The sequence below is a fragment of the Geoanaerobacter pelophilus genome (assembly GCF_018476885.1).
Lineage (GTDB): Bacteria > Desulfobacterota > Desulfuromonadia > Geobacterales > DSM-12255 > Geoanaerobacter > Geoanaerobacter pelophilus.
Window position 1 is genome coordinate 78688 of record NZ_JAHCVJ010000010.1, and the last position, 25732, is coordinate 104419.

The window sequence follows — 25732 nt, forward strand, 5'->3', positions numbered from 1 at the left end:
CCCTTGAAGATCGTTTTCCTCGCACCGTTCGGCATTCGCCCCAAGGGAACACTGATTGCCAGGATGCTCCCCCTGGCGGACGAACTGCAGCGGCTCGGGCACACGGTGACTATCATTGCGCCACCCTATACCAACCCTGAGGATTCCGGGAAGGTGGAGACGGTCCGCGGGGTGACCATCCGCAATATCGAGCTCTGCGGTGGCGGGCTGATGGCTCCGCCAAGGCTTGCCTGGCGGATGTACCGTGCAGCTCTCGCCGAACAGCCGGATATTGTTCACCTGTTCAAACCCAAAGGGTACGGCGGCCTTGCTGCCATGTTCCTGGCCCAGTTCCGCCGCATGGGGATCAGGCAGCCATTGCTGTTTGTCGATATGGACGATTGGGAAGGACGGGGCGGCATGAACGACCTGCACCCGTATTCCCCAACCGAGAAGGCGCTGTTCCAGTTCCAGGAAGATTGGCTTCCCCTGCAGGCACGAGGGGTGACAGTGGCGAGCAGGACCCTGCAGACCAAGGCCTGGGGGATGGGGCTTCCGCGGCAACGGGTGCTCTACCTCCCCAACTGCGTGGAGGATATCCCGCCGGGAGATGGTACCGGGGTGCGGCAGCGTCTGGGCATCCCTGCTGATGTGCCGGTTTTGCTTCTATATACCCGTTTTTTCGATTTCAGCCAGGACAAGCTCCATTTCGTTTTTGCCGAGATTTTCCGGCAGGTGCCTGAGGTGCGTTTTCTGGTGGTCGGCAAGGGGCGGAACAACGAAGAACAACTGCTGCTGGCAAAGGGGGAGGAACTCGGCTTTGCCCCTGCCCTGGTCATGGGGGGGTGGCTGGAACCGGAGGATATTCCGTCGTATCTCGCCGCGGCAGATGTCGCCATTTATCCGTTCAGCGACAACCTGATCAGCCGTTCGAAATGCCCGGCTAAGCTGACCGAAATCCTCCGGGCCGGAGTCGCCGTGGTGGCGGATGCCGTCGGACAGCTGGCCGAGTACGTCAAGCCGGGCGTATCCGGGGTGCTGTGCAATCCCGACGACTGGCAGGAGATGGCGGATCGGGCCGCGGGACTGCTGCTAGACGTGAAGTTAAGCCGAGAGACTGGCGCCACCGCTCGGAGATATCTGCTGGAAAAGTTTTCCTGGAGCGATTATGCTGCCAGGCTTGATCAATTTTACCTCAAGAGTTCCGGAGCTGAACAATGACAGAACGGAAAAAAGAACTGCTCGTCCTCGGCTCTCTGCTGGGGCTGTTGATAGCGTTCTATGCCCCAATTCTCTTTACCGCTAAGGTTATTCGCGCCCCCGACATCATCAACGAATTTTACTGGGGCGTGGTCGATATCTATAACGGCGGCTTGGTAAAGGCGCTCTCCATCGATTTTTCCAAGGCGGGCTGGGATATCTATACCAACAGCGGGTCAACGGCAGAGGGGGGGGGCGCGTCGCAACAGTTCCTCCTGCACCTGAAACTGCTATTTGCCTTGGTGCCGCCACCGATGAGCGTTTCCTGGTGCATTGTTCTGCATCTCTTTTTCGGCGCCTCGGGCCTGTATGCCTATTGCCGTCTCATCGGGATCAGCAGGCCGGCCGCTTTTCTCGGGGCGCTCATCTTTGCCATTGCCCCTGAAAACGCTTCCCTGATCAATGCCGGGCATGTGATGAAAATCGCCACGATCTCCTATGCGCCGTGGGCATTCTATTTCTTTGAAAAAGGGTTCCGCACGAGGCGGGTGTTCTTTTTCCTGTTCACCGGCTTTACCCTGGCGTTCCAGTTTTTCAACACCCATTGGCAGATCGCTTATTACACCTGCCTCGGCGTCGCGGTCTATGCCCTGATCCGAATCTTGGGACAGCTCCGCCGGAAAGAAGAAACACCGGCTGCCATGGGCAAACTGCTCGGGCTGAACCTGCTGACGCTGATTTTTTTCCTCACAACGGTTTCGATCGCCCTGCTCCCGTTAGCCAATTGGTCCAAGGATACCAACCGGGGGGCACAGAGCGGTGCCAATGCGGGCAAGGGAGGACTTGATCGGGAAGAGGCGATGTCCTGGTCGCTCCCGCCTGAAGAGGTTGCCGCTTTTGTCATCCCCGGTTTTTTCGGTCTTTCCCGCCAGGAAGGGGGTGAAAACCCGACCAATATCCGTTCCTATTACTGGGGGAGGATGAATTTTACCCAGACGGTCAGTTACATGGGGGTGCTCCCCTGGCTGCTGCTCCCGCTTCCTCTCCTGTTCCGGCGTGACCGCTTCACCTGGATCACCCTGTTTGCGGTTGCCGGAGGGATTGTTTTTTCAATGGGACAGTATACCCCGGTCTACAATTTCCTGTTCGACCATTTCCCGGGGATCAACCGCTTCCGCGTCCCCAAGATGATGCTGTTTGCAACGGTCATGGGGTTGGGGGTTCTGGCGGCCCGTGGCATCGACTGCCTGCGGGACGAGGAACTTCGCCGCACCCCGGCGTTTCGCCGTTACCTGACAGGAATCTGCACCCTCCCGCTTAGCCTGCTGATGCTGCTTGCCGTTGAGCTGTTCGGCAAAGCGCACTGGCTTTCCCTTTTTCAGGATATCCTGTCCCAGCCTACCCGCTTCGAGCAGGGGAGTTATCTCATAACTCAGCGTTGGGACAACCTGGTGCTGGAAACCGGGATTGCCGCTGGGTTTGCCCTAGCCTGCGTTGCTGTCCTTGCGGCACTGCACAAGCGTCTCATCCCTGTCAAGGTAGTTCTGCTGGCCCTGTTAGTTCTTTTTATCGCTGACACCGCCAGGGTGGACAGCAAATTCATGTTCACGATCAAGGTCCCCGAGCATGTCCGCGCGACCAGAACGCCGGTCATCGAATATCTTTCCACGATGCCGAAAGAATACCGGGTGCTGCCGCTTGACGGTTCCGACCCGATGCAGTTCGTGAGCAACAAGGTACCGGTGGTGTTCACCTCGAACGCCGTCCAGCAGCGCCGGTGGCAGGAGTTCCTCGATGCGTTCGCCCTGAATTCCGGCATGTCCGACATCATAAACCTCAGGTTTCTCGTTCATGATCCGGCAAAATATCTGGCTGAAAAAGGCTCTCTGGGCGAACGGTTTGTGCCGGTATACCAGTCACCGGACGGCAGGCAGATGGTTCTTGAAAACCGCAGCGTCCTCCCCAAGGCCTGGATGGTGCCATCGGTTGTGGTGGTGAGCAATACCACCCAGTTGCTGGGGATGATGCAGAGCCCGATGTTCGATCCGCGGAGACTGGCCCTTGTCGAATCACCTCCCCCTGTGCAGCTGCCCTCTCCGGGTGAGGCTTCGCCCATTCCCGTTAGCGCGGTTCAGATGATGAAATATGAAGGGGATCGGATCAGGGTGAGGGCTTCCAACGCGTCTCCTGCGCTGCTGGTACTGGGCGAAAAATATTACCGCGGCTGGAAGGCCACCGATAACGGCAACTCCCTCGCCATCGTGCCGGTCAACCATGTTCTGCGCGGCGTCTACCTGCAACCCGGTAATCACGATGTTTCGTTTTCGTTTGATCCGTGGCCATACAAGGTGGGCAAGTACCTGACGTTTACATCGTTTGCCATATTGCTCTGTTTTCTCGGTCGGGAATGGCGACGTTCGGCGCAGGAAGCTGCGGCGACAGAGTAAAGATCGAATGGCAACTCCGGGAAGGGCTACTAATGGGACCGACGAGACGCTGGACGAGTTGAGACGTTACAGCTTGTCGCTGGTTCAGCCGCGTACCGGGTACCGCTACTCCCTTGATCCGCTGCTCCTGTGCGCTTTTGTCGCCGAGCGCGCCACCGGTGGCTCGCTTATCGATCTCGGCACGGGGTGCGGCATCATCCCGCTGCTGATGACCCGCCATTACGGCGCTGCTAGCGCCGTTGGGGTGGAGTGCCAGGAGGCCATGGCTGGTCTGGCAGAGCGGAATTGTAGCCTGAACGGCTCCCAAAACCATGTCCGGATACTGCGAGAAGACATTCTCGATCTTCGCCGGCATTTCCCGGTTTCTTCATTCGATAGTGTGCTTTCCAATCCGCCGTTTCGCAATCCGGGGACCGGCAAGACCAGCCCGAGAGCGGGCCGGGATATTGCCCGCCATGAAACAACTGCCGGGTTGAGCGATTTTCTTTCAGTTGCGAAATACCTAGTGAAGCCGGGCGGCAGCATCTTTTTTGTGTATCTTCCGTCGCGGCTGCAGGAGTTCATGGCTGTTGCCGGGGAATTGAAACTGGCTGTGGCTCGACTCAGGATGGTGCATGGCACGATTGGCGCCGAAGCGCGGATCTTTCTGGCAGAGCTGAAAAAGGGGCGGAAGTGCGATCTGGCGGTTGAGCCGCCGCTGGTGATATACAAGGATGACGGCAGCTACAGCGACGAGGCGGAGCAGATACTGGAGTCTTAATCCTTTTGGTTGGACAGGTGTAGCGTGTAGAGCGCTGCCAGGGTCTTGCGCAGTTCCTGATCGGTCAGCTCCTCGGTGGCCTTGGCAACGGTTTCCAGCTCCTCGGGGGTCAATGGCCGCGGCTTTTTTGGGGGGAGCGGTTTTTTGACGGCAGCATCCGGATCGTTCCGCAAGGTGCCGGCCTTGAGGAAGATATCTTTTACCAGTTCTTCGCCGATCGCTTCATTGAGCTTTTCACGGATCTGGCTTTTCATGAAGTTAAGTTGTTGCAGCCATGGGGGGCTGGAGACCACGATTGTCAGCACACCGCTGCGGATGGCGACCGGCTTGGCGCGGGAGGCGATTTGGGCGCCGACGGCACTGTTCCAGACCTCCCAGATGGCACCTTCCTTGAGGCGGTTTTCCGCCGGGGTGCCACTGAAGAGGGTGGCGAGCAGTTGGGAAACGGCTACCGGCCGTTTCATCTTGGGGCGGACCGGTTTAGTCACTGCGCTTGAATCTCCGGTTGATGCGGCCACCGATCAGTTGCCCGGCTACTGCAGCGCCAAGGGTAACCGGGATGAAGTGCCAGCTGAAACCGGCCTTGACTCGGAGGAAGATGATCACCGGGATCGAGATGTGGACGTAGAAGTACCAGCCAAAGGTGAATTTTTCGCAGTTCTGCCGCAGATAACCGAGCGGCAGATTAATTAGTAACGCCAGCAGCGTTACCCCGAACAGTTTTAAGGCGAAATCCATGACAACCTCTTGCGGCATACTAAGCTGTTTGCCGCACTTTTGTCAACGAATCGGGGACGCGGTACGGAAATGGAGGCAGTTGTGGTAGCTGACGGCGATTATGTTGTAGTGTTCCAGTCGATCCACCGGGTGATGAAGGCGGAGAAGCTCTTAAAGGGGAAAGGCCTGGCGGTGCTGCTCATTCCGGCGCCCCGGTCGATTACCTCGGACTGCGGGCTGGCCCTGCGCTATGGGGCTGATATCCGCGAGGCGGTAGAGCAGGCGCTCAGCGAGGCTTCGCTGCTTCCAGAGGACCGGTACCTGAAAGAAGGGGAATTCAAAAAAATATAATGAAGTAACAATCTATCAATGGCACAGCTGTAAATCCGAAGGATTTACCGGTGAGAAGTAACTACAAAAGCTCCAGCTGCAAGGCTTGCGAAAGCTGAGGAGTAAGTCGTGTCGTAGGCTACGTCGCAGCGACGTGTAATTGCGCTGCAATTACCGGCGCGTGAGCGAAGCGGACGCGCTAAAGAAAAGCTGATTACTAAGCAGATGGACTTTTTCCTGCGCCATTCACCCCACGGTTTTCCTGAACCGCGCCACGGCGATCAGTAGTACCGCCAGTCCCAGCCCGCCCAGAGCCGCCATCTCCTTCCAGAGGATCTCCATCCCCACCCCTTTGAGGAAAATCGCCCGCAGGATGACCATGAACCAGCGGAGCGGGTTCAGAATGGTCACGTAGCGGATCGACTCCGGCATGTTATCGATGGGAAAGGCGAAGCCGGAGAGCAGCATCCCCGGGAAGATCACGAAAAAGGCAGACATCAGCGCCTGCTGCTGGGTGCTGCTGATGGTGGATATCAGCAGCCCGGCTCCCAGTGAACTCATCAGAAACAGGCCGGTAGCTACAGCTAGCAGGCCGAGGCTGCCACGGATCGGGATGTCGAACCAGTGGACCGCGACCGCTGCCACAATTGCCACGTTGGCGTAACCCATCAGGATGAACGGCAAGGTCTTGCCGATGATGAATTCACTCCTGGTAATCGGCGTGACCACTACCTGCTCAATGGTCCCCATCTCCTTTTCCCGCACCACTGCCATGCTCGACAACACCATGGTCACCACCATTACCAGCATGGCGATAACCGCCGGGATGAAGTAGACCCGGCTCTCCAGGTTCGGGTTGAACCAGGCCCTAGACTGGAGCACCACCCCGGCAAGGGGCTGGGCCACCCCCTCCCGGGCAGCCCTGGCAGAGAGCCGTTCAATGTTGTAGGCGGCGATGATCGCGGAGGCATAGCTCAGGACGATACCGGCGGAGTTGGCGTCGCTGCCGTCGAGTACCAACGCCAGGGGCGCCTCCCCTTTTCCCTGAACTCTCCCGCCAAAACCGGCGTCAAAGACCATCACCCCCCGCACATCGCCTCGGTTGAGCAGCTCAGTCATTCGCCGCTCGTCGGCAATCCGCTCGACCGTCTGGAAATAGCCTGACCGAGTAAAGCGCTCGACTATTTCGCGACTTTCGCTGCTGTTGTCCCGGTCGAGGATCGCCATCCGGCTGTTCCTGACATCGGTGTTGACCGCATAGCCGAAGACCACCACCTGGAATACCGGGATCACGAAGATGACGAAGCGGGTCCGCTTGTCCCGCAGCACCTGGATGAACTCCTTGATCAGCATTGCTTTGAGGCGCTCGAACATTTTAAATCCTTGCATCCGGTATGTGAGCGGTTTCCGAAGAGAACGACTTTTCGCAAAGCGTTGCTGCTCTTGGCGCAATGAAGCGAGACGCAGCCGGGCTGTCTGAGCCTGAAAGGCGAGTTTCCGGCTGCCGCGGAATGAGCCTTAGAGCAGCAGCTGAAGCGGAACTGGAGTGAATGAGGGAGCCGCTCATATAACGCATATCAGTCGATCTTCTTCCTGAATTTCTTCACTGCCAACGCCAGCACCACCACACTGAAGATCGCCAGCACCACAGTCTGCAGGTAAATTTCACTAAAACCGGAATCCTTCAGGTATATGCCGCGCAGGATATGCACGAAGTGCCGGGCCGTGATGATGTTGGTGAAAATCTGGATCGGCTTGGGCATGTTGTCGATCGGAAAGATGAACCCGGACAGGAGAAAGGCCGGGAGCATGGTGGCCACCAGGGCGAACTGGCTTGCCAGCAGCTGGCTCTTGGCAACGATGCTGATCAGCACCCCCAGTGCCATGGCTCCAACCAGGAAGACCAGCGACAGGGAGAAGAGCAAGAACAGGTTGCCGCGCAGCGGCACCCCGAAAAAGTAATACCCCACGACTACGCACAGCACCAGATCCAGCACGCCAATGGCAATATAGGGGGCCAGTTTGCCGGCGATGATCTCGCCGCCGGTCAGCGGGGTGGCGATCAGCTGCTCCATGGTGCCGGTTTCCCATTCCCTGGCCACGGTGAGCGAGGTAAGCAGGGCGGCGATGACCATCATGATTACTGCTATCAGGCCGGGAAAGATGAAATGCCTGGATACCAGATCGGTGTTGAACCAGGCCCGCGGCCGCAGGTCCACCGGCGCGACTTTGGGGGAATAACCCTGGCTGCCTGCCTTGTTAACAATGATCTCCGAGGAAAACTGGCGTGTTACCCCCTCGGCATAGGCAAGGACAATGGTGGCGCTGTTGGCGTCGCTGCCGTCGAGGATGGCTTGTACTGCGGTCTCCTTGTTTTGGGCCATGGTTCGGGCAAAGTCGGGCGGGATGATGATGGCAATGATGGCGCGCCTGGTGTCAATGGCCTGCTCGATGTCGCGATAGGAGGCGGAGTTCTCTACCAGGCTGAAATAGCGCGACGCTGCGAACCGGGAGACGAAATCACGGCTCTGTGGGCTGCTGCTCTGGTCCCAGAACGTAATCCGCGCCTTCTCGATGTCCAGATTCAGGGCGTAGCCGAAGAGAAACAGCATCAGCATCGGGATGGCGATCCCCATGATCAGGCTGCGCGGGTCGCGTAGCAGGTGCAGCGACTCCTTCCAGGCAACCGCCTTGATCCGGTACGGTTTCATCTACTTGACCGTCACGCCGAATTCCACCCGGCTGGGGCTCTGCTCTTTTTTCTCGGCAGGCTTGAACGGGTCGTCCTGTTTCAGAAAGAGCCGCTCCCTGGGCATGCCTCCCTTGTCGCGCAGGAAACTCTGCACGGCAACGGCCCGCTCGCGGGCCAGCGCTTGCAACTCCTTGTCTCCGGCCGGGAGGTGAGTAAGAATCAGTTTTTTCATTTCATCATCGGGCAGGTCCTTGAGCATACCGATGGCGTTGCGCGGTTTCGGGAAATCCTCTTTGCGGTAGACCGCTTTCAGGTAGACCGAGTACTCGGCCGGGGTGACGCTGACCGTCTCGGGACTGTCCTCGGGCCGGTTCTGCTTTGACTTGACCATGGCCAGGAATTTTTCATTGTGAATCCGGTGGGTCAACTGCAGCTGCCGGTACCCTTCCGGGTCACGTTGCCGGTCAAGATACCCGGAAATCTCCAGAGAGACCGCCGGCCGGTCCTTGAGCGCCTTGGCCAGTTTGACCAGTTTCTCCTGCTCGTTTGCTGAGACAGCCGCTGAGCCTGGGGCAAAACTGACGGAGCTGAAGTCCTCGCTGCTGCCGAACATCGATGACAGCAAGGAGAACGGAGAGGTGGCGGCCTTGACCAGCAGGTTCTTCAGCATTTGGAAGGCGACCTTCCAGACGCTGAATTTTGGGTCATCGGTACGGCCTGAGACCGGCAGGTCGAGATGGATCTCGCCCTTGCCGTCCTTGAGCAGGGCCACGGCCAGCCGGACCGGCAGATTGGTCGCCTTGTCGCTCTCGATCTTGCGGCCAAAGGTGAACTGGTCGATGAACACCTTGTTCTCGGCTGACAGTGCCTTGTTCTCGATCTTGTACTTCAGGTCGAGGAACAGTTTTCCCTTGTCGATGCTGTATCCCAGGTAGGTACCGGAATAGGGGGTGACCGGAGACAGCTCGATGTCGGTGAAAGCTGCGGTCAGATCCATGAACAGGTCGCCGCGCAGGGGGTTCAGGGTGCCGCTGATCTTGAGCGGCGAGCGGTTCTCCAGCACCCCGCGCAGGTCAACGGTGGCGAAGCGGCTGGATTCGGAGGACAGCCCGCTGACCCGGCCGCCGAGGTTGAAGAAGGTGGAGGCGAAGCCGCCGGGGAGCTTGCGGTCGATGAACGCCAGAGTACCGTCCTGGATGGTGATGGTGTCGATGGCCACCGGCGGCGCGGTGGTTGCTGGCACGGCCGGTTGAGGTGCCGGGGTGGCCACCTGTGGCGCAACTTCTCCCTTGGGCACCTTGCCGATCTGCTGGAGGTTGAGGGTGCCGTCCTTGTTGACGATAACCCGGGCAAACGGCGAGGTGAGGGCAATATCCTTGATCGCCAGGGAGAACGGCTGCAGGGTGCCGCGGATATTGTCGATCTGCAGGCTTTCCCATTTCAGCAGCTCTTCCGACTCGATCGTATCGAGGCTGTAGAAGGAGCGTACCCCAAGGCTGCCGCTGTAATTACCGGTAATCTTGTCCCCTTTTTGGGCAAGATCGAGGTTCAGCCGGGTGTCAACCGTGCCTCCGGCGATGAAGATCCCCATATCATCCGGGTAGTAAGGGTCAAAGTCGCGGAGCGGGATCTGCGACAAGCTGACCAGGCCCTTCAGCCGGAACGGCTCTGGTATTGCGGTGCCGCTGGCTGCGATCTTCGCTTTCGTGCTACCGAAACCGGCGGTCAGGGTGAACGGTATCGGTCCGAAGGTGGGGCCGGTGATGTTTTTGGCACCGGCGCTGATCCCTTTCAGGGTAAAGGTCGGCGCCGGCTGGTAGCCGTGGTCAGTAAAGGAGGCATCAACCCCTTTTATCGCCACGTCGCGCACGGTGTAGCGGAACGGTTTTTCGACTGGTTTTGCGTTGCCTGCCGGTGCCGGTATGTTCTGGGCTGCGGCCGGCTTTCTCAGCAGTTGCCGCGGAGACAGGGTGCCGTCGCTCTCCTTGCTGACCGAGACGCTGCCGCGCTGGAGGGTGACGGTGGCGATATCAGCCTGCCGCTCCTTGAGGTCGATGCCGGTTCCGGCAACTGTCAGGCTCTTCAGCGCTAGTTTATCGGTCGGGCCGAACGGAACCAGCAGGTCGCTGACGCTCAGCGTGGTATCGCTAACCTTTAGTCCTGACTCGTCGCTGTAGGTCAGGACGCTCTCCAGTCCTGCTGAACCGGCTATCGGCGCCGTGAGCAGCCCGCTCAGGTACGGGTAGTACCGCTTCAACTGCACTGCAACGAGCTTCAGCTTTGCTTCAGCCTTAACAGGTGCGGCGCTGAAGGTGCCATTGACCGACAGCTGCTCTTTGGCATCGGTGTCACAGGCAAGCTGCCACTGGGCCGTCTTTTGGGGGGCGGTGCTGAAATCCCTGACTTCAATGGAGATATTCTGCAGGGTCGTGGCAAATCCCCCCGGCGGTTGGGCATCGCGGAGATGGAGCGTACTGTTGGTCAGTGCAAAGCCAGACAGCGTGACCACCGGCATTGGCGAGGGTTTATGCTCTTTGGCTTTTTCTGTTGCGGGAGGGGCCGGTTTTACTGTCGAGGCGCCGGTGAACAGGTGGCTGAAATTCCAGCTCCCCTGCCGGTCACGGCTGATATGCGCCTCCAATCCGTCCAGCTGTATCCGGCCGATGTCTGCCTGCTTGCTGAATGCCGCCAAGCGGTTAATCTTCGCGCTTGCCTGGTTGAGCGCCAGCAGCGGCGTACCCTGCCGTTCGGTGAAGGCCAGTCCCGCCAGGTCAAGCTTGCCGGCAATGTTCAGTTCCGGTTTTTCTTTGGCGCCGATCCGGTAGGCCAGTTCCAGATCAGTGGAAAGGGTGCCACTGGGCATGGCAAAGCCGGGGTCAAACGGGAGATACGCCAGATAGTGCGGCAGGTTCAGCTTGTCCAGTTTCAGGGTCAGCACGGTTTCCGCCGATTTGGTCAGCGGTTTGAGTTTGCCGTCCAGCCTGAGCGGAGCGCCGTTGATGATCGCTCCGAAGTGCGGGGTGACGTACTTGTCGGCCAGGTACGGGATGTTGCTGATGAACGGAATGGCCAGCGTGAGGCTGCGCAAGGTGTGGCTGGCCGGTTGCCGGGCAGCCCGGTCGTCGAAGTCGATGCTGCCGTTGTCGATCCTGATGTTATTGAGCGAAAAGAGGGTTTCCCCTTCGCTTTTCGGCTGCTTTCTGATCCGCTCGACGATATCTGAGAAGTTGTAGTTGTTATCGCTCACCCGCACCAGTGAGAGCTGGGGCCGGACCAGGGTCAGCTCGCCGACAACCGGGGCGCGGCGGATAATGGAGGCGGTGGAGACCCGGACCTTAAGGCTGCTGAAGGAGGCAAAGACCGCAGCGCCGTCGGCCTCTTTCATTCGAAACCCGTCGATTCTGGCGCTCAGGGTAAAGGGGTTGATCGAGACCCGGTCAATGGCTGCCTGGCGGCCGGTGGATTTCTTGATTCCCTCAACCGCCTTGGTTTTGACGATCCCTGGCAGGACCAGGATGATGAAGAGCAGCAACAGGGCTGCGCTAGCTGCTAGCGCTATAAGAATTTTGCGTTGTCGTGACATGAAATACTCCTCCATTGCCATTGTATCCCGGTTTCAGCGGACAGCACGCCTGTCTGGTGCCGTCGCTGTTCTCTCCCTGGCCTCGATGAGAGACACGAACAGGTCCTCAAGCGAAGGGATCACGGCGCGGAGCGTTACCCGGCCAGCAAGCGCGGAGCCAAGCAAGCCGTTTTCCGTGGCATTCTGGTCTTCGGTGACCAGATGAGCGCCACGCCCGTAAAGCGCTGCGTGCCGGACCGCCGGCAACTGCTCCAGTTGGGAAAGGATCTCCTGTGGCCGGTCGCAGGAGGCCTCCAGCACGATCTCAGACATCTTCTCCTGCTTCAGCTGTTGCGGGGTGCCGAGGGCAACCATCTCCCCCTGATGGATCATGGCCAGACGGTCGCAATACTCGGCCTCGTCCATGTAGTGGGTGGTGACAAAAACGGTTACTCCTCCTGCGGCAAGGCTCCTGATAAGTCGCCAGAAAGCGCGGCGGCTGAGCGGGTCCACTCCGGCGGTCGGCTCGTCGAGAAAGATCACCGGCGGCTCGTGAAGCAGGGCGCAGCCCAGGGCCAGCCGCTGCTTCCACCCACCGGACAGCTCGCCGGCAATCGCTGTGCGCCGCTGCTCCAGTCCGGCCATTGTTATAGCCCAGTCACCCCGCTCTGTCAGCTTTTTCCCGCTAAGCCGGTAGATGCCGCCATAAAAAGCGATGTTTTCCTCCACGGTCAGCTCTTCGTAGAGCGAGAACTTCTGGCTCATGTAGCCGATCCGTTTCTTGATCTCTTCCTGGCCGGTGCGGATGTCGCAACCTGCTACCCTGCCGCTGCCGGATGTTGGTTCCAGGATGCCGCAGAGCATCCTGATGGTGGTTGATTTGCCTGCTCCGTTTGGTCCCAGGAAACCGAAGATCTCGCCATGCTCGACTTCGAGGTCGATCCCCTTGACGGCAACGAAATCGCCGAAGCGCCTGGTCAGCCCGGTTACGGATACCGCCTTTGCCCCGAGCTCCTGGCCGTGATCGACAGCAACGCTCAGCTGGTTGCCAACTACCGGGCTTTCCCGGTCGCTGACCATGGCAACAAAGATATCCTCCAGGGACGGCTCGACCTCTTCAATCGAGTAGACCTCCAGCTGGCCGCTGGTCAGGAGTTGTCTCGTCTTCGCTGCCATCGGCTCCGGATCGACGGTCGAGAGGTGGATGCGGTCACCGAAGAGCATCACCGCCGCATCCGGAAAGGCGGTGCGCAGCAGCCGGTCGGCTGTCTTGGGGCTGGCGGAGACTATTTCCAGGATCTTTGCCTGCGCCAGGTTGCGCAGGTTCCCCGGGGTGTCGCAGGCAATCAGCTTGCCGTTATGGATCAGCCCGACGCGGTGACAGCGGTCAGCCTCGTCGAGATAGGCGGTGGCAACGAAGATGGTGACCCCTTCGTCCAGAAGCGCATATAGCAGCCGCCAGAATTCGCGGCGAGATACCGGATCAACCCCGTTGGTCGGCTCGTCGAGAAACAGAATCTTCGGGGTGTGGATCAAGGCGCAGGCCAGTCCCAGTTTCTGCTTCATGCCGCCGGAAAGGTTGCCGGCCTTGCGCTGGCGGAATGCGCCAAGGTTAGTCGCGTTCAGTAGCCGCTCGATGTTGGCGCTGCGCTCGCTTTTGCTCAGGCCGAAGATATCGGCGTAGAATTGGATGTTTTCCCCCACCGTGAGATCGGGGTAGAGTCCGAATCTCTGGCTCATGTAGCCGATCTCGCCGCGAATGGCATCTAGACTGGAACAGGGGTGATCCAGCACGGTCGCAGAGCCTGAGGTGGTGTCCAGGACCCCGGCTAGCATCCTGATGGTAGTAGTCTTGCCGGCGCCGTCGGAACCGACCAGCCCGAACAGCTCCCCAGCCTTGACCTGCAGGGTCAGCCCGTCAACCGCTTTAACCTCGCCGAAACTCTTTGACAGGCTGTCCGCTGTCAGGACCGTGGTCACTGCCTTGGTACCCCGGTTTCTATGGTGGCATCAGCCGGCATGCCGGGTTTCAACTCCATCTTCGGGTTGGGGAGGGTAATCTTGATCCGGTAGACCAGTTTGACCCGCTCTTTTTCGGTCTGGACGTTTTTCGGGGTAAACTCGGCCTGCGGGGAGATAAAGGTAATCTTTCCCTCGTAAGCCCTGCCCGGCCAGGTATCGGAGGTCACACGGACCGGCTGGCCGACCTTGACCCTGCCGAGTTCGGTCTCCGGAATGTACGCCTTGAGCCAGACCTCGTCCAGCTTGCCGATCGTCACTACCGGCGCACCCGGAGCCAGCATCTCCCCTGGTTCGGCATGTTTGGCCAGCACCAGACCAGCGACCGGAGATGCTACGGAGGTATCGGCAAGCCTGGTCTCTGCCAGTGCCAGCACAGCAGTGGCCGCATCGACCCGCGCCCGCGCCTGGTTGACGGCATCCGGCCTGGGGCCGATCCTCAGCAGTTTCAATCGCTCTTCGGCCTCTCTGACCGCTGCTGTCGAGCTGTCGCGACCGGCGCGGGCTGCATCCAGCTCTTTAAGGGGGATGACCTCGCGTTTGAACAGTGCCTCGGCCCTGGCAAACTCCTTGGCCATCCGGTCGGCTTCAGCCTTCATCCGTGCCAGCACCGCCTCGGCCTGGGTCAGCTCCTCCTTACGGCTCCCGGCAACCAGATCGGCCAGGGCCGCCCGGCTTGCTCGTGCCTCGGACGAGCGGGCGTTTTTCTCGTCGACGAATTCATTGGTGTGGAGGAGCGCCACCGGCTGGCCTGTTTTTACGACATCCCCTTCGTCAACGAGCCGCTTGTCGAGACGCCCTGCGACCTTGAACGAGACCTGGACCGTGGTCGCCTCGATGCTCCCCGAGACCTTGAGGCCGGTTGCTGCCACCGGCGTTCGGCGGATGACGGCTATTGCCAGCACTGCAGCAACAGCAATGACTGCAGCGATAATAATCGGTTTCTTCATCTCAATCCTCCTGCCTCCAGTTTACCAATTGCCGCAGCGGATGCAGCTTTTTTTTCAGGCGAGGTGGCATTAAGGCTTTAGAACTGTTTTTTAGATTGACAATGTCGCTGGGAGCCCCGTAAAATCACGGTTTAATTTCATCTTTTCCGAAAGTGGAGGGGGCATGGGCAAGACATTCAAGGTTGCGGTTCTTCCTGGTGACGGCATTGGCCCGGAGGTCATGGCCGAGGCACTCAGGGTGCTGGACGCGGTGGAAAGCAAATATGCGGTAAAATTCGAGCGAACCCATGCCAACGTGGGTGGTGCCGGTATCGATCTTGAGGGGAAGGCGCTGCCGGAGACCACGGTCAATATCTGCAAGGCCTCCGACGCGATCCTGTTCGGCTCTGTCGGCGGTCCGAAATGGGAGAGCCTCCCCCCGGACGAGCAGCCGGAGCGGGGCGCGTTGCTGCCGCTGCGCAAGATTTTCGGGCTTTACGCCAACCTGCGGCCGGCCATCATCTTCCCGTCCTTGACCGGCGCTTCATCATTGAAGGAAGAGGTCATTGCCGGCGGGTTCAATGTGCTGGTTATCCGCGAATTGACCGGCGGCATCTATTTCTCGCAGCCGAAAGGGATCGATGGTGTCGGGCGTGATCGGGTGGGCGTGGATACCATGCGCTACAGCGTACCCGAGATCGAGCGGATCACCCATGTTGCCTTCCAGGCCGCCCGCAAGCGGGGCAAGAAGGTCTGTTCCATCGACAAGGCTAATGTGCTTTCGACATCGGTCCTGTGGCGCGAGGTTGTCATCGGTATCGCCAAGGAGTACCCGGATGTGGAGCTGACCCACATGTATGTAGATAACGCTGCGATGCAGCTGGTCAAGTGGCCGAAGCAGTTCGACGTCATCCTCTGTGAGAACATGTTCGGCGATATCCTTTCCGACGAGGCTGCCATGCTGACCGGTTCGCTGGGGATGCTCCCGTCGGCATCGCTGGCAGAAGGAACCTTCGGTATGTATGAGCCGTCAGGCGGCTCTGCACCTGATATCGCCGGGCAGGGGATCGCCAACCCCATCGCCCAGATCCTCTCCATGGGGATGATGCTCAAGTTCTCCTTTGCCATGGTGGATGCTGCCGATGCCATTGATAATGCCGTGGCCAAGGTGCTGGACCAGGGGTACCGTACCAGGGACATCTACCAGAACAAGCCGGGTGAGAAGCTGGTGAATACCAAGGAGATGGGCGCCGCCATTATCGCCGCCCTGTAGGCCGCACCCTTTCCGCAATATCTGCGTAAGTCTTCGAGATTCCTTGTGCGGCGTAGCGCTGCTACGCCTCCGCGCAATCCCTTGACAGCCTTGATCTTGCGAAAAAATCGCGGCCTATTAAGATCAACAACAGACTTAGGTTTGTCTTTTTTTAATACGCCACATTGTGAAAGGAAACGTGACTATGAAAGTCGGAATCGTTGGTTGGCGCGGTATGGTCGGTTCGGTCCTCATGCAGCGGATGCAAGAGGAGAACGATTTTGCTCTCGGTTTTGAGCCGGTGTTTTTTACCACCTCGCAGGCCGGACAGCCTGCGCCGATGGGTGGGGGCACCCTCAAAAAGGCAGACGACATTGAAGAGCTTAAGAAACTCGACATCATCATCACCTGTCAGGGTGGCGACTACACCAAGGCGGTACATCCGGAGCTGCGCAAGCAGGGGTGGAACGGTTACTGGATCGACGCGGCTTCCACCCTGCGGATGGAAGACAATGCCGTGATCATCCTCGACCCGGTCAATCGCAACGTTATCGATGCGGCCCTGGCCAAGGGACAGAAGGATTTCATCGGTGGCAACTGCACCGTCAGCCTGATGCTGATGGGGCTTGGTGGACTGTTCCGCGCCGGCTTGGTGGAGTGGCTCTCGTCCATGACCTATCAGGCAGCATCAGGGGCCGGAGCGCCGAACATGCGCGAACTGCTCTCGCAGATGGGCGTGCTGCAGGGTGTTGTCGCAGAAGAGTTAAAGAACCCCGGCTCTGCAATACTGGAGATCGACAAGAAGGTTACAGCCACGCTGCGCGACGGTTCCATGCCGATGAAGGAGTTCGGCGGCTTCCCTCTGGCAGGCAACGTCCTTCCCTGGATCGACCGCGAGGTGGAGGATGGCCAGAGCCGCGAGGAGTGGAAAGGGTTTGCTGAGACCAACAAGATCCTCGGCACCACCAGCCCGATCCCGGTGGACGGCATCTGCGTCCGGGTCGGCGCCATGCGCTGCCACAGTCAGGGGATTACCATGAAGCTGACCAAGGACCTGCCGCTGGCCGAGATCGAGCAGATCATCGCCAACGACAACCAGTGGGTCAAGCTGATCCCCAACACCAAGGCGGATACCCTTGCCGGGCTTACCCCGGCGGCAGTCTCCGGCCTGCTCACCGTCCCGGTCGGCCGGGTGCGCAAGATGAAGATGGGCCCGCAGTACGTCCAGGCGTTCACCTGCGGTGATCAGCTGCTGTGGGGCGCTGCCGAGCCGCTGAGAAGAATGCTGCGGATATTGATGGAGAAGTAATGGTCTTTATTTTACGTTTCTAGATGTGGAAAGGCGCGGGGTTTCGACTCCGCGCTTTTTTTGTTTGTGGATTATTAATTCTGATGGCAACCATGCTTGATTTTAGCGTGGTGCTGCATTAAATGCAGAACTTAATCATGCGTGTGTCGTTGTCTCCTTCATTCCGCACAGAATCCGCTGTCCGACCCACGCGCAGCTTTTACCTGTCGCGGCCAACTTCCTCGACTGTATCAGCGAGGTTAGGTGCATCATGATAAAGAGCGGCACAAGGAATGCCGGGATCAGAACGAGGGGAAGACGCACCATCGGGAATGTGCTGATCGTCTCTGATGTCCCGATACCGAGGTACGCACTGAGCGCCCCAAGACTGACTGCGGTTACGAGGTCCAGTATCCCCAGCAGGTTCCAAGTACGGTATGCTTTGCTTTTCACGAAGTCGGGACGGTCTCTGAGCGCGCGTATGACCCATACTGCAGTAATGCCGATGGCCATGTCTCCAAGCCCGGCGGGCCAAGCAAAAAGGCCCGGCAGCACCCCGTAGACGTAAAGGGCTATGAAGGCAAGACCGCCGAACCTCCATGTCTGGATGCCGGCAGCGAACTGAAGGTCCGACGACAATACAAGCTCACGGAACCGAGCCACGGACCAGTACGCAGTGAGGTACACTAATATCGGTGCCACAACCGCTATTAGCAGAGGTATGGGTGGGGTGCCAGGTTCACGTGCAAGCGTCTCGTTCACGCCGAGGAACAGGACAATCGCGAGCCATGCGAGGAGCGTGACCCAGAGAATCGGTTTCGTCTTATTGCTATTTTCTAGGATTATGTTGTCTGACATGACACGTACCTCCTTTTTACTTCATTTTAGCACATGAAGGCATTTACTCATACCTCCCTCGTAGCCGGGTGATCCTTAGTGAGAGTTTGAGTGAGGAATCAACTGCGGGGTTATATCCGCCAGGGACACGCACCGAAAGGAGCGTGCAGACTATGAACAAGAAACTTAAAAAAATCCTGAGATTGCCAGTGAGGCCGAAGAAAAGGAGTTCTGGCTGACTCATGCTGATTGAACGAGAAACTTGAAGAAACAGTTTAAAAGTTTATCATTCGGGGCCGAAGTGCAAGCTGTTGAATAATATTGCAAAATATGGCAATACAGGGTAACGCTGGTGTAACGGAAAGAGGAGATTAAATCAATATGAGTAAATTGTGGAACGTAGCAATAGTAGGCGCCACCGGCGCTGTGGGTGCCCAGATGATCGAGTGCCTGGAGGAGCGGGAGTTTCCGGTGGGAGAGATCAAGTTTCTGGCCAGCAGCCGCAGCGTGGGGGAGGTTCTGGAGTTTAAGGGAAAACCGGTGCTGGTGGAGGAGTTGAAACACGATTCTTTCAGCGGAATCGATATCGCGCTTTTTTCTGCCGGAGGGGAGCGTTCCCGGGAGTTCTGTCCTGCTGCCGCTGCTGCCGGCGCGGTCTGCATCGACAATTCATCTGCCTGGCGGATGGACCCGGAGGTGCCGCTGGTGGTGCCGGAGGTGAACCCGCAGGCAATCGCCGGCTATGCTAAAAAAGGGATCATTGCCAACCCGAACTGTTCGACGATCCAGATGGTCGTTGCCCTGAAACCACTGCATGACGCGGCAACCATAAAGCGGATCGTTGTTTCCACGTACCAGGCGGTGTCCGGAACCGGCAAGAAGGCGATTGACGAGCTGCGCAAGCAGGTTGGGGAGCTGCTCAACTGCCGCCCGGTGAACTGCAATGTCTATCCCCACCAGATCGCTTTCAACTGTATTCCGCAGATCGACTCCTTCGAGGAGAATGGATATACCAGGGAAGAGCTGAAGATGGTCAACGAGACCCGCAAGATCATGGAAGCGGATATTCGGGTTACGGCGACCACGGTGCGGGTGCCGGTTTTTTACGGTCATGCGGAGTCGGTGAATATTGAAACGGAAAAGCCCCTGACTGCGGATGGCGCGAAAAAGCTGCTGAAAAAGGCACCAGGGGTGAAGCTGGTCGATGATCCGGCTAAGGAGGTTTATCCGATGCCTTACACGGCTGCAGGTCAGGATCTGGTGCATGTGGGGCGTGTCAGACAGGACGAATCCATTGATAACGGTCTTAACCTGTGGGTAGTGGCCGACAATATCCGTAAAGGGGCTGCCACCAATGCGGTGCAGATTGCCGAGTTGCTGGTGCAAAAATATCTGAACCGGTAATGCGCAATATTCTCCTGACCATAGAGTACGACGGCACGAACTATGCTGGCTGGCAAGTTCAGCCTAATGGTCTAGCAATCCAGCAGGTTCTGGAGGAGGCGCTGGAAAGGCTTCTCAAGGAGCAGGTCCGGCTTTACTCCTCGGGTAGGACCGATGCCGGGGTGCATGCCATGGCCATGCCGGCCAGCTTCACGACGACCAGGGATATCCCGCTCAAGGCCTTTACCGCCGGGTTGAACGGGCTCATTCCCCCTGATATTGCCGTCAAGGATGCCAGGGAGGTGCCGCTGGAGTTTAATCCTCGCAGGGAGGCAACGCTAAAGCACTACTGTTACTCGCTTCATCTCGGGCAAAATCGCTCACCGCTTCGCCGTCTCTACTCCTGGCATGTTCGTGGTTCGCTGGATGTCGGTGCTATGCGCATTGCTGCCGGTCATTTTGTGGGAGAGCATGATTTTGCCTCATTCCGCGGGACGGGGTGTGCGGCAAAAACCACGATTCGCGTGGTAAAATCGGTAACACTGTCTGAAAATGGGGAGTTTTTGCAGATCGATGTCAAGGGTGTCGGATTTTTGCGGAACATGGTAAGGATCATGACCGGGACTCTCGTGGAGGTCGGGCTTGGCAGGCGTAACCCTGAATCGATTCTGGATTTGCTGAGGGTTCCTGATCGCTCTGCTGCCGGAGTCACAGCCCCGCCACAGGGGTTGTCACTGGTTGAAGTCAGCTTCGGAAGTTTTTTCGCCGAAGATAAAAAACCTTGACATGTGGAGCAAATTGTTTTATCAAACATCTTTCTTGGAAGAATATTAGACGGATGTGAGAGGGTTCGATGAAGACGTTTCTGCCAAACAATGATCAGGTAAATCGGGACTGGTATGTGTTCGACGCCGAAAATCAGGTGCTCGGAAGGATTGCCACCCAGATCGCGAATATCCTTCGCGGAAAGAATAAGCCGACTTATACACCGAGCGTCGATACCGGCGACTTCGTAATTGTTGTCAATGCCGAGAAGATCATGCTCACCGGTGCCAAGTATGATGACAAGATCTACTACAGCCACTCAGGGTTCCCCGGCGGCATCAAGTCGATCAGCGCCGGCAAGCTGCTCCAGAAAAAGCCTGAGGATGTTATCCGCAAGGCCGTTAAAGGGATGCTCCCGAAAAACAAGCTTGCCCGCCACATGCTCAGCAAGCTGAAGATATATGCGGGTACTGATCATCCGCATAAGGCTCAGCAGCCTAAGACCGTTCAACTCTGATAATTTAGTTCAGGAGATATTAAGATGGCAGCAAACACTTATTACGGAACAGGAAAAAGAAAGTCCTCTATCGCCAGGGTTTGGATGAAGCCGGGTACCGGGGCAATTACGGTTAATAGCAAGTCACTCGACGACTACTTTGGTCGCGAGACTTCAAAAATGATCGTTCGCCAGCCGCTTGAGCTGGTTGAAAAGGTCGGCATTTTTGATATCAACGTTACTGTTAGCGGTGGCGGAGACTCAGGTCAGGCCGGTGCCATTAAGCACGGGATCACCAAGGCGCTGCTTGAGGCAGACGCTGAGCTTCGTGGAACCCTCAAGAAGGCAGGATTCATTACCCGCGACGCACGGGTCAAAGAGCGGAAGAAGTACGGCAAGAAAGCTGCTCGCGCAAGCTTCCAGTTCTCCAAGCGTTAATCCTTCAAGGATACGTATGTTCAAGGGGATATCCGCAAGGGTATCCCCTTTTTTTCGTGGGGTAATGGCAATTGCCTGCACCTTTGGCCGTACCTGACGAACAACGCCTGATGCGAAACGAGATCCACCTGAGTATTGGAGGTAATAACATGATTAACGTTGCGGTTGTCGGTGCCAGCGGTTACACCGGAGTCGAACTCCTCAGGATTTTGCATTGTCATCCGGAAGTGGCGGTCACCTGTGTTACTTCTGAGCAGAGCGCCGGCAAGCGGATATCTGACTTGTTTCCTTCCCTTCGCGGGCGATGCGACCTGGTTCTGGAAAATCTTGAGCCGGTCAGGATTGCGGAAAGGGCAGAGCTCATATTTACGGCATTGCCGCACAAGGCGGCAATGGAAGTGGTGCCGACTTTTCTGAAACTGAAGAAGAAAGTGGTTGATCTGTCGGCAGATTACCGTCTGCATGATGCCGCTGAATACGGTAAATGGTATGAGCCGCATATGAATCCTGAATTGCTTGGCCAGGCGGTTTACGGCCTTCCCGAAATCAGGCGGGCCAAGATTGCCAAGGCGCAACTGGTGGCAAACCCGGGTTGCTATCCTACCAGCATCACCCTGGGGCTGGCGCCGCTTCTTAAAAAAGGGCTGATTGATGTCTCCACCATAATTGCCGATGCCAAGTCCGGGGTTAGCGGTGCCGGCCGGAGTGCCAAGGTTGACAATCTTTACTGTGAGGTGAATGACGGGTTCAAGGCCTACGGCGTCGGCGGTGTTCACCGGCATATTCCGGAGATCGAGCAGGAGCTTTCAGAATTAGCCGGCAAGCCGGTGGTCATATCGTTCACGCCTCATCTGGTGCCGATGGATCGTGGGATTCTCTCAACCACCTATGCAACCTTGCTTAAGAAGATGACGGCCGCTGATCTGGTCAAGCTTTACACTGATTTCTACAAAGGCGAAGGGTTTGTCAGGGTGCTTCCTGAGGGGCAGTTTCCGTCAACAGCCTACGTGAGGGGCAGTAACTTCTGCGATATCGGCTTGGGGTTAGATCAGCGTACCGGGCGGGTTATCGTTGTTTCTGCAATCGACAATCTTACCAAGGGCGCCTCAGGTCAGGCGGTGCAGAATATGAACATCGTCTGCGGCTTTCCGGAGAATCTGGGGTTGGAGGGGCTGGGCCTGTTTCCGTAACCGCCCGGCTTCGCTAAAAGTCCATCTGCTGAATAATCAGCTTTTCTTTAGCGCGTCCGCTTCGCTCACGCGCCGGTAATTGCAGCGCAATTACACGTCACTGCGACGTAGCCTACGACTACGCCTCATTCCTCAGCTTTCGCAAGCCTTGCATCTGGAGCTTTTTGCTGTGCCGGAATTTTGAGTGAGTTAAATGTTCCTTCCAACAAACAAAGAAGAAGCTTTGCAGCGCGGTTGGGGCGAGCTTGACGTCGTCTTTGTAACCGGAGACGCGTATATCGACCATCCTGCGTTCGGCGTGCCGCTGCTGGCTCGCTGGCTGGAGCATCATGGCTATAGGGTCGGTATTATCGCCCAACCGGATTGGAAGGACCCTGATGCCTTCAGGGTGCTGGGGCGACCGCGCCTATTCTTTGCCGTAGCTGCCGGCGCAATGGATTCCATGGTTGCGCACTATACCCCGGAAAAACGGATCCGCCGTGACGATGCCTACACTCCGGGTAATCGGCACGGCGCCAGGCCCAATCGAGCGACCATTGTTTATACCTCTTGCTGCAGGGCCGCCTACAAGGATGTTCCGGTGGTTATCGGCGGCATTGAGGCCTCGCTTCGCCGGTTTGCTCATTACGACTATTGGGACGACAAGGTTCGCCGCTCAATTCTGTTTGACTGTAAGGCTGATGTTCTTGTCTTTGGCATGGGAGAGCGGCCCCTGCTCGAACTGGCCAACCGGCTGCGAGACGGTGAGCCGTTAGCCTCCATTACCGATATCAGGGGAACCGCTTTTGCCTCAGCGCACTTGCCCGCTGGTTCTAGTCTGCTGCCTTCATGCGAGGAGGTGCAGGACGACCGCCTTGCCTATGCCAAGGCTTTCAGGTTGGTGTCGGAGCAGCACACTTCTCAGGACTCCAATGTTTTGGCTCAGGGGCACGGCAGCCGCTTCCTGGTCTGTAATCCGCCAGCAGTGCCACTTACGACAGTAGAACTCGATGCCGTCTATTCTTTGCCATTTACCAGGCTGCCCCACTTTTCCTATTCAGAGCCGATCCCGGCCTGGGAACAGATTAAGGCATCGGTAACAACGCATCGTGGTTGTTACGGCGGCTGTGCTTTCTGTGCAATTACCTTGCACCAGGGCAGGACTATCCAGAGTCGCAGCATCGCCTCCATTACTGCCGAGGTTGAGGCAATGGCAAAAAACTCATGGTTTCGCGGGGTCGTCAGCGATCTTGGCGGGCCTACGGCCAATATGTACGGCACCGCTTGCGGGGCTCCTGATGGCGGAGCCTCATGCAAACGGCATAGCTGCCTGCACCCTTCGCTGTGCCAGCGGTTGCAGGTTAATGACAGGGCTGGGGCTGATTTGCTGAGCGCTGTTCGGAAGTTGCCGGCAGTTCGTCATGTTACCGTAACCTCTGGGATTCGCTATGATCTTTTGGCTCACCAGCCTGCATATTTCCGAGAACTGGTTGCTCATCACGTGGGGGGGCTGCTCAAGGTTGCTCCAGAGCATTGCTGTGAAAAAGTTCTGCAGGTGATGAGAAAGCCAGCTCCTGCACTGTTTGAGGAGTTTCTGGCCCTGTTCAGGGACGAATGCGCACGGCTTGGCAAACGCTATGGCATTGTTCCCTATCTGATGTCCGGGCATCCGGGAACGACACTCTCCGACATGGTGGATCTCGGCCTCTTTCTGCGTCGTAACCGATTGCGGGTGGAGCAGGTTCAGCAGTTCACCCCGACTCCGGGAACGCTTGCCACGGCAATGTATCACACAATGATTGATCCGCTCACCGGCGGGTCGGTGTATGTTGCGCGATCGGATCGGGAAAAGCAGCAGCAAAAAGCATTGCTGCTTGCCCATTTATCTGAAGAACGTAATAAGGTTATGGCGGCACTTGCTGCCTGCGGCAGAGAAGCTGATGCTGAAAAACTCCTTGGCGTACAGCTGGTTAGGGGTAAGGGCAAGGTTGCATCGAAGACCGTTGACGGTAGCCACGCCCCGGAGCTGAAAAAACTATCTAGAAAAAAAATCAGAAAATAGCTTGACAACTTCTGCTGGTTTCGACTATATAACAAACTTCTGTCCGCCAATGGTATTTGTGGCTGGCACACAATATGTTGTTTATATTGCTGGCGTAGCTCAACTGGAAGAGCAGCTGACTTGTAATCAGCAGGTTGCGGGTTCGAGTCCCATCGCCAGCTCCATTTGCATGTAACAGTGTTAGGCCTGTCATCCCTGGAGGGATTCCCGAGTGGCCAAAGGGAACAGACTGTAAATCTGTCGTCGGACGACTTCGGAGGTTCGAATCCTCCTCCCTCCACCATAAACTCTGCAGAAGGCGGAGGCGAGTAGTAACCCCCAGGAGGCCGCTGGTCGTATGTACTGGGTTTGCGCTTGACTGCTGTCTTCACAACGCTTCGAATGCAGGATTAGGCGGGAGTAGCTCAGTTGGCTAGAGCATCAGCCTTCCAAGCTGAGGGTCGCGGGTTCGAGTCCCGTTTCCCGCTCCAAATTCTGTGCAGGCCCACATAGCTCAGGAGGTAGAGCACTTCCTTGGTAAGGAAGAGGTCTCCGGTTCGAGTCCGGATGTGGGCTCCATTTTTAAAACTAACCAATAGAGAAGAGATTCTCTGCAAACCTAGCTATTAGATCGGAGGATGCCATGGCAAAGGCAAAATTTGAGAGGAATAAGCCGCACGTAAACATAGGGACGATTGGTCACGTAGACCATGGCAAGACGACCCTGACAGCGGCTATCACCAAGGTATTGGCAGGCAAGGGTCAGGCCGAGTTCAAGGCATTCGACCAGATCGACAACGCACCGGAAGAGCGTGAGCGTGGTATTACCATTGCTACCGCCCACGTAGAGTATGAAACCGACAAGCGTCACTATGCTCACGTTGACTGCCCAGGCCACGCAGACTATGTAAAGAACATGATTACCGGTGCAGCGCAGATGGACGGTGCAATCCTCGTCGTTTCCGCAGCAGACGGTCCCATGCCCCAGACCCGTGAGCATATCCTGCTCGCTCGTCAGGTAGGCGTACCTTACATCGTAGTATTCCTGAACAAGGCGGACATGGTTGACGATGCCGAGCTTCTTGAGCTCGTAGAGCTTGAGATTCGCGAACTGCTCTCCAGCTATGACTTCCCTGGTGACGACGTACCCATCATCAAAGGGTCTGCCCTCCAGGCACTCAATGGCGAAAAAGGTGAACTGGCAGAGCCTGCCATCTTTGCCCTCATGGACGCAGTAGACAGCTACATTCCTGAGCCAGAGCGCGCCATCGACAAGCCGTTCCTAATGCCGGTAGAAGACGTATTCTCCATCTCCGGTCGTGGTACTGTTGCTACCGGCAGGGTAGAGCGTGGTATCGTCAAGGTTGGCGAGGAAATCGAGATAGTTGGTATCAAGGCAACCGCCAAGACCACCGTAACCGGTGTTGA

Annotated in this window: 21 protein-coding genes and 4 tRNA genes; 17 read left to right on the top strand and 8 right to left on the bottom strand. The window is 57.5% G+C overall.

Annotation, left to right across the window (positions count from 1 at the left end):
- The first annotated feature begins 3 nt into the window (after nucleotides 1-3).
- From KI809_RS18475 to KI809_RS18485, 3 genes are read left to right on the top strand one after another with little or no spacing between them, the layout of a single operon-like run.
- Nucleotides 4-1200 carry a glycosyltransferase family 4 protein gene (locus tag KI809_RS18475; protein WP_214173084.1) on the top strand — a complete coding sequence of 399 codons (1197 nt, stop codon included), beginning with the start codon at nucleotides 4-6 and terminating at the stop codon, nucleotides 1198-1200.
- The gene (locus KI809_RS18480) at nucleotides 1197-3626 is read left to right on the top strand and encodes a glycosyltransferase family protein (protein WP_214173085.1); all 2430 of its coding nucleotides are present in this window, start codon (nucleotides 1197-1199) and stop codon (nucleotides 3624-3626) included. The genes KI809_RS18475 and KI809_RS18480 overlap by 4 nt, the downstream gene beginning before the upstream one ends.
- 7 nt (nucleotides 3627-3633) lie before the next feature.
- Nucleotides 3634-4386, top strand: a complete 753-nt coding sequence (locus tag KI809_RS18485) for a tRNA1(Val) (adenine(37)-N6)-methyltransferase (protein WP_214173086.1) — start codon at nucleotides 3634-3636, stop codon at nucleotides 4384-4386.
- On the opposite strand, the gene KI809_RS18490 is transcribed toward KI809_RS18485, so the two are convergent.
- Nucleotides 4383-4874 (bottom strand): DciA family protein, encoded by a 492-nt coding sequence (locus KI809_RS18490; RefSeq protein WP_337833336.1) that lies wholly within the window; start codon nucleotides 4872-4874, stop codon nucleotides 4383-4385. The two genes, KI809_RS18485 and KI809_RS18490, sit on opposite strands and share 4 nt — an antisense overlap.
- Nucleotides 4867-5124 (bottom strand): hypothetical protein, encoded by a 258-nt coding sequence (locus KI809_RS18495; protein WP_214173087.1) that lies wholly within the window; start codon nucleotides 5122-5124, stop codon nucleotides 4867-4869. The genes KI809_RS18490 and KI809_RS18495 overlap by 8 nt, the downstream gene beginning before the upstream one ends.
- 69 nt (nucleotides 5125-5193) lie before the next feature.
- Between KI809_RS18495 and KI809_RS18500 the strand changes: the two genes are divergently transcribed.
- Nucleotides 5194-5454, top strand: a complete 261-nt coding sequence (locus tag KI809_RS18500) for a putative Se/S carrier protein (protein WP_246559507.1) — start codon at nucleotides 5194-5196, stop codon at nucleotides 5452-5454.
- A gap of 225 nt (nucleotides 5455-5679) precedes the next feature.
- Here KI809_RS18500 and KI809_RS18505 read toward each other — a convergent pair whose 3' ends face one another.
- The 5 genes from KI809_RS18505 to KI809_RS18525 form a co-directional block, all read right to left on the bottom strand.
- Entirely contained in the window at nucleotides 5680-6807 is a 1128-nt protein-coding gene (locus KI809_RS18505) for an ABC transporter permease (RefSeq protein ID WP_214173088.1), read from the bottom strand.
- 203 nt (nucleotides 6808-7010) lie between these two features.
- Nucleotides 7011-8144, bottom strand: a complete 1134-nt coding sequence (locus KI809_RS18510) for an ABC transporter permease (protein WP_214173089.1) — start codon at nucleotides 8142-8144, stop codon at nucleotides 7011-7013.
- Nucleotides 8145-11708, bottom strand: coding sequence for a DUF748 domain-containing protein (locus tag KI809_RS18515; protein ID WP_214173090.1), 3564 nt, complete (start codon nucleotides 11706-11708; stop codon nucleotides 8145-8147).
- A 33-nt stretch (nucleotides 11709-11741) separates the two neighbouring features.
- Nucleotides 11742-13667 carry an ATP-binding cassette domain-containing protein gene (locus KI809_RS20895; RefSeq protein WP_337833337.1) on the bottom strand — a complete coding sequence of 642 codons (1926 nt, stop codon included), beginning with the start codon at nucleotides 13665-13667 and terminating at the stop codon, nucleotides 11742-11744.
- Nucleotides 13664-14656: a beta-barrel domain-containing protein gene (locus KI809_RS18525; RefSeq protein ID WP_214173091.1), complete on the bottom strand. Its 993-nt coding sequence runs from the start codon at nucleotides 14654-14656 to the stop codon at nucleotides 13664-13666. Before KI809_RS18525 ends, KI809_RS20895 begins: the two co-directional genes overlap by 4 nt.
- A gap of 163 nt (nucleotides 14657-14819) precedes the next feature.
- Between KI809_RS18525 and leuB the strand changes: the two genes are divergently transcribed.
- The gene (gene leuB / locus KI809_RS18530; RefSeq protein ID WP_214173092.1) at nucleotides 14820-15908 is read left to right on the top strand and encodes a 3-isopropylmalate dehydrogenase; all 1089 of its coding nucleotides are present in this window, start codon (nucleotides 14820-14822) and stop codon (nucleotides 15906-15908) included.
- 184 nt (nucleotides 15909-16092) lie between these two features.
- Nucleotides 16093-17196, top strand: a complete 1104-nt coding sequence (gene asd / locus KI809_RS18535) for an aspartate-semialdehyde dehydrogenase (protein WP_214173093.1) — start codon at nucleotides 16093-16095, stop codon at nucleotides 17194-17196.
- Between the two features lie 135 nt (nucleotides 17197-17331).
- Here the strand turns inward: asd and KI809_RS18540 are convergent, their stop codons facing one another.
- Nucleotides 17332-18033, bottom strand: coding sequence for a DUF8737 domain-containing protein (locus KI809_RS18540; RefSeq protein ID WP_214173094.1), 702 nt, complete (start codon nucleotides 18031-18033; stop codon nucleotides 17332-17334).
- 360 nt (nucleotides 18034-18393) lie between these two features.
- Between KI809_RS18540 and KI809_RS18545 the strand changes: the two genes are divergently transcribed.
- The 11 genes from KI809_RS18545 to KI809_RS18595 form a co-directional block, all read left to right on the top strand.
- Nucleotides 18394-19416: an aspartate-semialdehyde dehydrogenase gene (locus KI809_RS18545; RefSeq protein WP_214173095.1), complete on the top strand. Its 1023-nt coding sequence runs from the start codon at nucleotides 18394-18396 to the stop codon at nucleotides 19414-19416.
- Entirely contained in the window at nucleotides 19416-20180 is a 765-nt protein-coding gene (gene truA / locus KI809_RS18550) for a tRNA pseudouridine(38-40) synthase TruA (protein WP_214173096.1), read from the top strand. The genes KI809_RS18545 and truA overlap by 1 nt, the downstream gene beginning before the upstream one ends.
- Nucleotides 20181-20248: 68 nt before the next feature.
- Nucleotides 20249-20677 carry a 50S ribosomal protein L13 gene (gene rplM, locus KI809_RS18555; protein WP_214173097.1) on the top strand — a complete coding sequence of 143 codons (429 nt, stop codon included), beginning with the start codon at nucleotides 20249-20251 and terminating at the stop codon, nucleotides 20675-20677.
- A gap of 24 nt (nucleotides 20678-20701) precedes the next feature.
- Nucleotides 20702-21094 (top strand): 30S ribosomal protein S9, encoded by a 393-nt coding sequence (rpsI, locus tag KI809_RS18560; protein ID WP_214173098.1) that lies wholly within the window; start codon nucleotides 20702-20704, stop codon nucleotides 21092-21094.
- A 149-nt stretch (nucleotides 21095-21243) separates the two neighbouring features.
- Nucleotides 21244-22284, top strand: coding sequence for an N-acetyl-gamma-glutamyl-phosphate reductase (argC, locus tag KI809_RS18565; protein ID WP_214173099.1), 1041 nt, complete (start codon nucleotides 21244-21246; stop codon nucleotides 22282-22284).
- 193 nt (nucleotides 22285-22477) lie between these two features.
- Nucleotides 22478-24325, top strand: coding sequence for a YgiQ family radical SAM protein (locus tag KI809_RS18570; RefSeq protein WP_214173100.1), 1848 nt, complete (start codon nucleotides 22478-22480; stop codon nucleotides 24323-24325).
- A gap of 88 nt (nucleotides 24326-24413) precedes the next feature.
- Nucleotides 24414-24489 (top strand) — tRNA-Thr (locus KI809_RS18575).
- Between the two features lie 33 nt (nucleotides 24490-24522).
- Nucleotides 24523-24608, top strand: a tRNA-Tyr gene (locus KI809_RS18580).
- Nucleotides 24609-24718: 110 nt separating this feature from the next.
- Nucleotides 24719-24795, top strand: a tRNA-Gly gene (locus KI809_RS18585).
- Nucleotides 24796-24807: 12 nt separating this feature from the next.
- Nucleotides 24808-24883: transfer RNA gene (locus KI809_RS18590), tRNA-Thr, on the top strand.
- A gap of 64 nt (nucleotides 24884-24947) precedes the next feature.
- Nucleotides 24948-25732, top strand: a 785-nt coding sequence (locus tag KI809_RS18595) for an elongation factor Tu (RefSeq protein WP_214173101.1), incomplete at its 3' end; no start/stop codon positions are given.

What these genes read in the sequence shown, in the direction of transcription:
- KI809_RS18515 (WP_214173090.1), bottom strand. Translation starts at nt 11,708, where the DNA reads ATGTCACGACAACGCAAAATTCTTATAGCGCTAGCAGCTAGCGCAGCC.
- KI809_RS18500 (WP_246559507.1), top strand. Translation starts at nt 5,194, where the DNA reads ATGGAGGCAGTTGTGGTAGCTGACGGCGATTATGTTGTAGTGTTCCAG.
- KI809_RS18545 (WP_214173095.1), top strand. Translation starts at nt 18,394, where the DNA reads ATGAGTAAATTGTGGAACGTAGCAATAGTAGGCGCCACCGGCGCTGTG.
- truA (WP_214173096.1), top strand. Translation starts at nt 19,416, where the DNA reads ATGCGCAATATTCTCCTGACCATAGAGTACGACGGCACGAACTATGCT.
- KI809_RS18485 (WP_214173086.1), top strand. Translation starts at nt 3,634, where the DNA reads ATGGCAACTCCGGGAAGGGCTACTAATGGGACCGACGAGACGCTGGAC.
- leuB (WP_214173092.1), top strand. Translation starts at nt 14,820, where the DNA reads ATGGGCAAGACATTCAAGGTTGCGGTTCTTCCTGGTGACGGCATTGGC.
- rplM (WP_214173097.1), top strand. Translation starts at nt 20,249, where the DNA reads ATGAAGACGTTTCTGCCAAACAATGATCAGGTAAATCGGGACTGGTAT.
- KI809_RS18540 (WP_214173094.1), bottom strand. Translation starts at nt 18,033, where the DNA reads ATGTCAGACAACATAATCCTAGAAAATAGCAATAAGACGAAACCGATT.
- KI809_RS18480 (WP_214173085.1), top strand. Translation starts at nt 1,197, where the DNA reads ATGACAGAACGGAAAAAAGAACTGCTCGTCCTCGGCTCTCTGCTGGGG.
- asd (WP_214173093.1), top strand. Translation starts at nt 16,093, where the DNA reads ATGAAAGTCGGAATCGTTGGTTGGCGCGGTATGGTCGGTTCGGTCCTC.
- rpsI (WP_214173098.1), top strand. Translation starts at nt 20,702, where the DNA reads ATGGCAGCAAACACTTATTACGGAACAGGAAAAAGAAAGTCCTCTATC.
- KI809_RS18495 (WP_214173087.1), bottom strand. Translation starts at nt 5,124, where the DNA reads ATGGATTTCGCCTTAAAACTGTTCGGGGTAACGCTGCTGGCGTTACTA.
- KI809_RS18525 (WP_214173091.1), bottom strand. Translation starts at nt 14,656, where the DNA reads ATGAAGAAACCGATTATTATCGCTGCAGTCATTGCTGTTGCTGCAGTG.
- KI809_RS18510 (WP_214173089.1), bottom strand. Translation starts at nt 8,144, where the DNA reads ATGAAACCGTACCGGATCAAGGCGGTTGCCTGGAAGGAGTCGCTGCAC.
- argC (WP_214173099.1), top strand. Translation starts at nt 21,244, where the DNA reads ATGATTAACGTTGCGGTTGTCGGTGCCAGCGGTTACACCGGAGTCGAA.
- KI809_RS18570 (WP_214173100.1), top strand. Translation starts at nt 22,478, where the DNA reads ATGTTCCTTCCAACAAACAAAGAAGAAGCTTTGCAGCGCGGTTGGGGC.
- KI809_RS18505 (WP_214173088.1), bottom strand. Translation starts at nt 6,807, where the DNA reads ATGTTCGAGCGCCTCAAAGCAATGCTGATCAAGGAGTTCATCCAGGTG.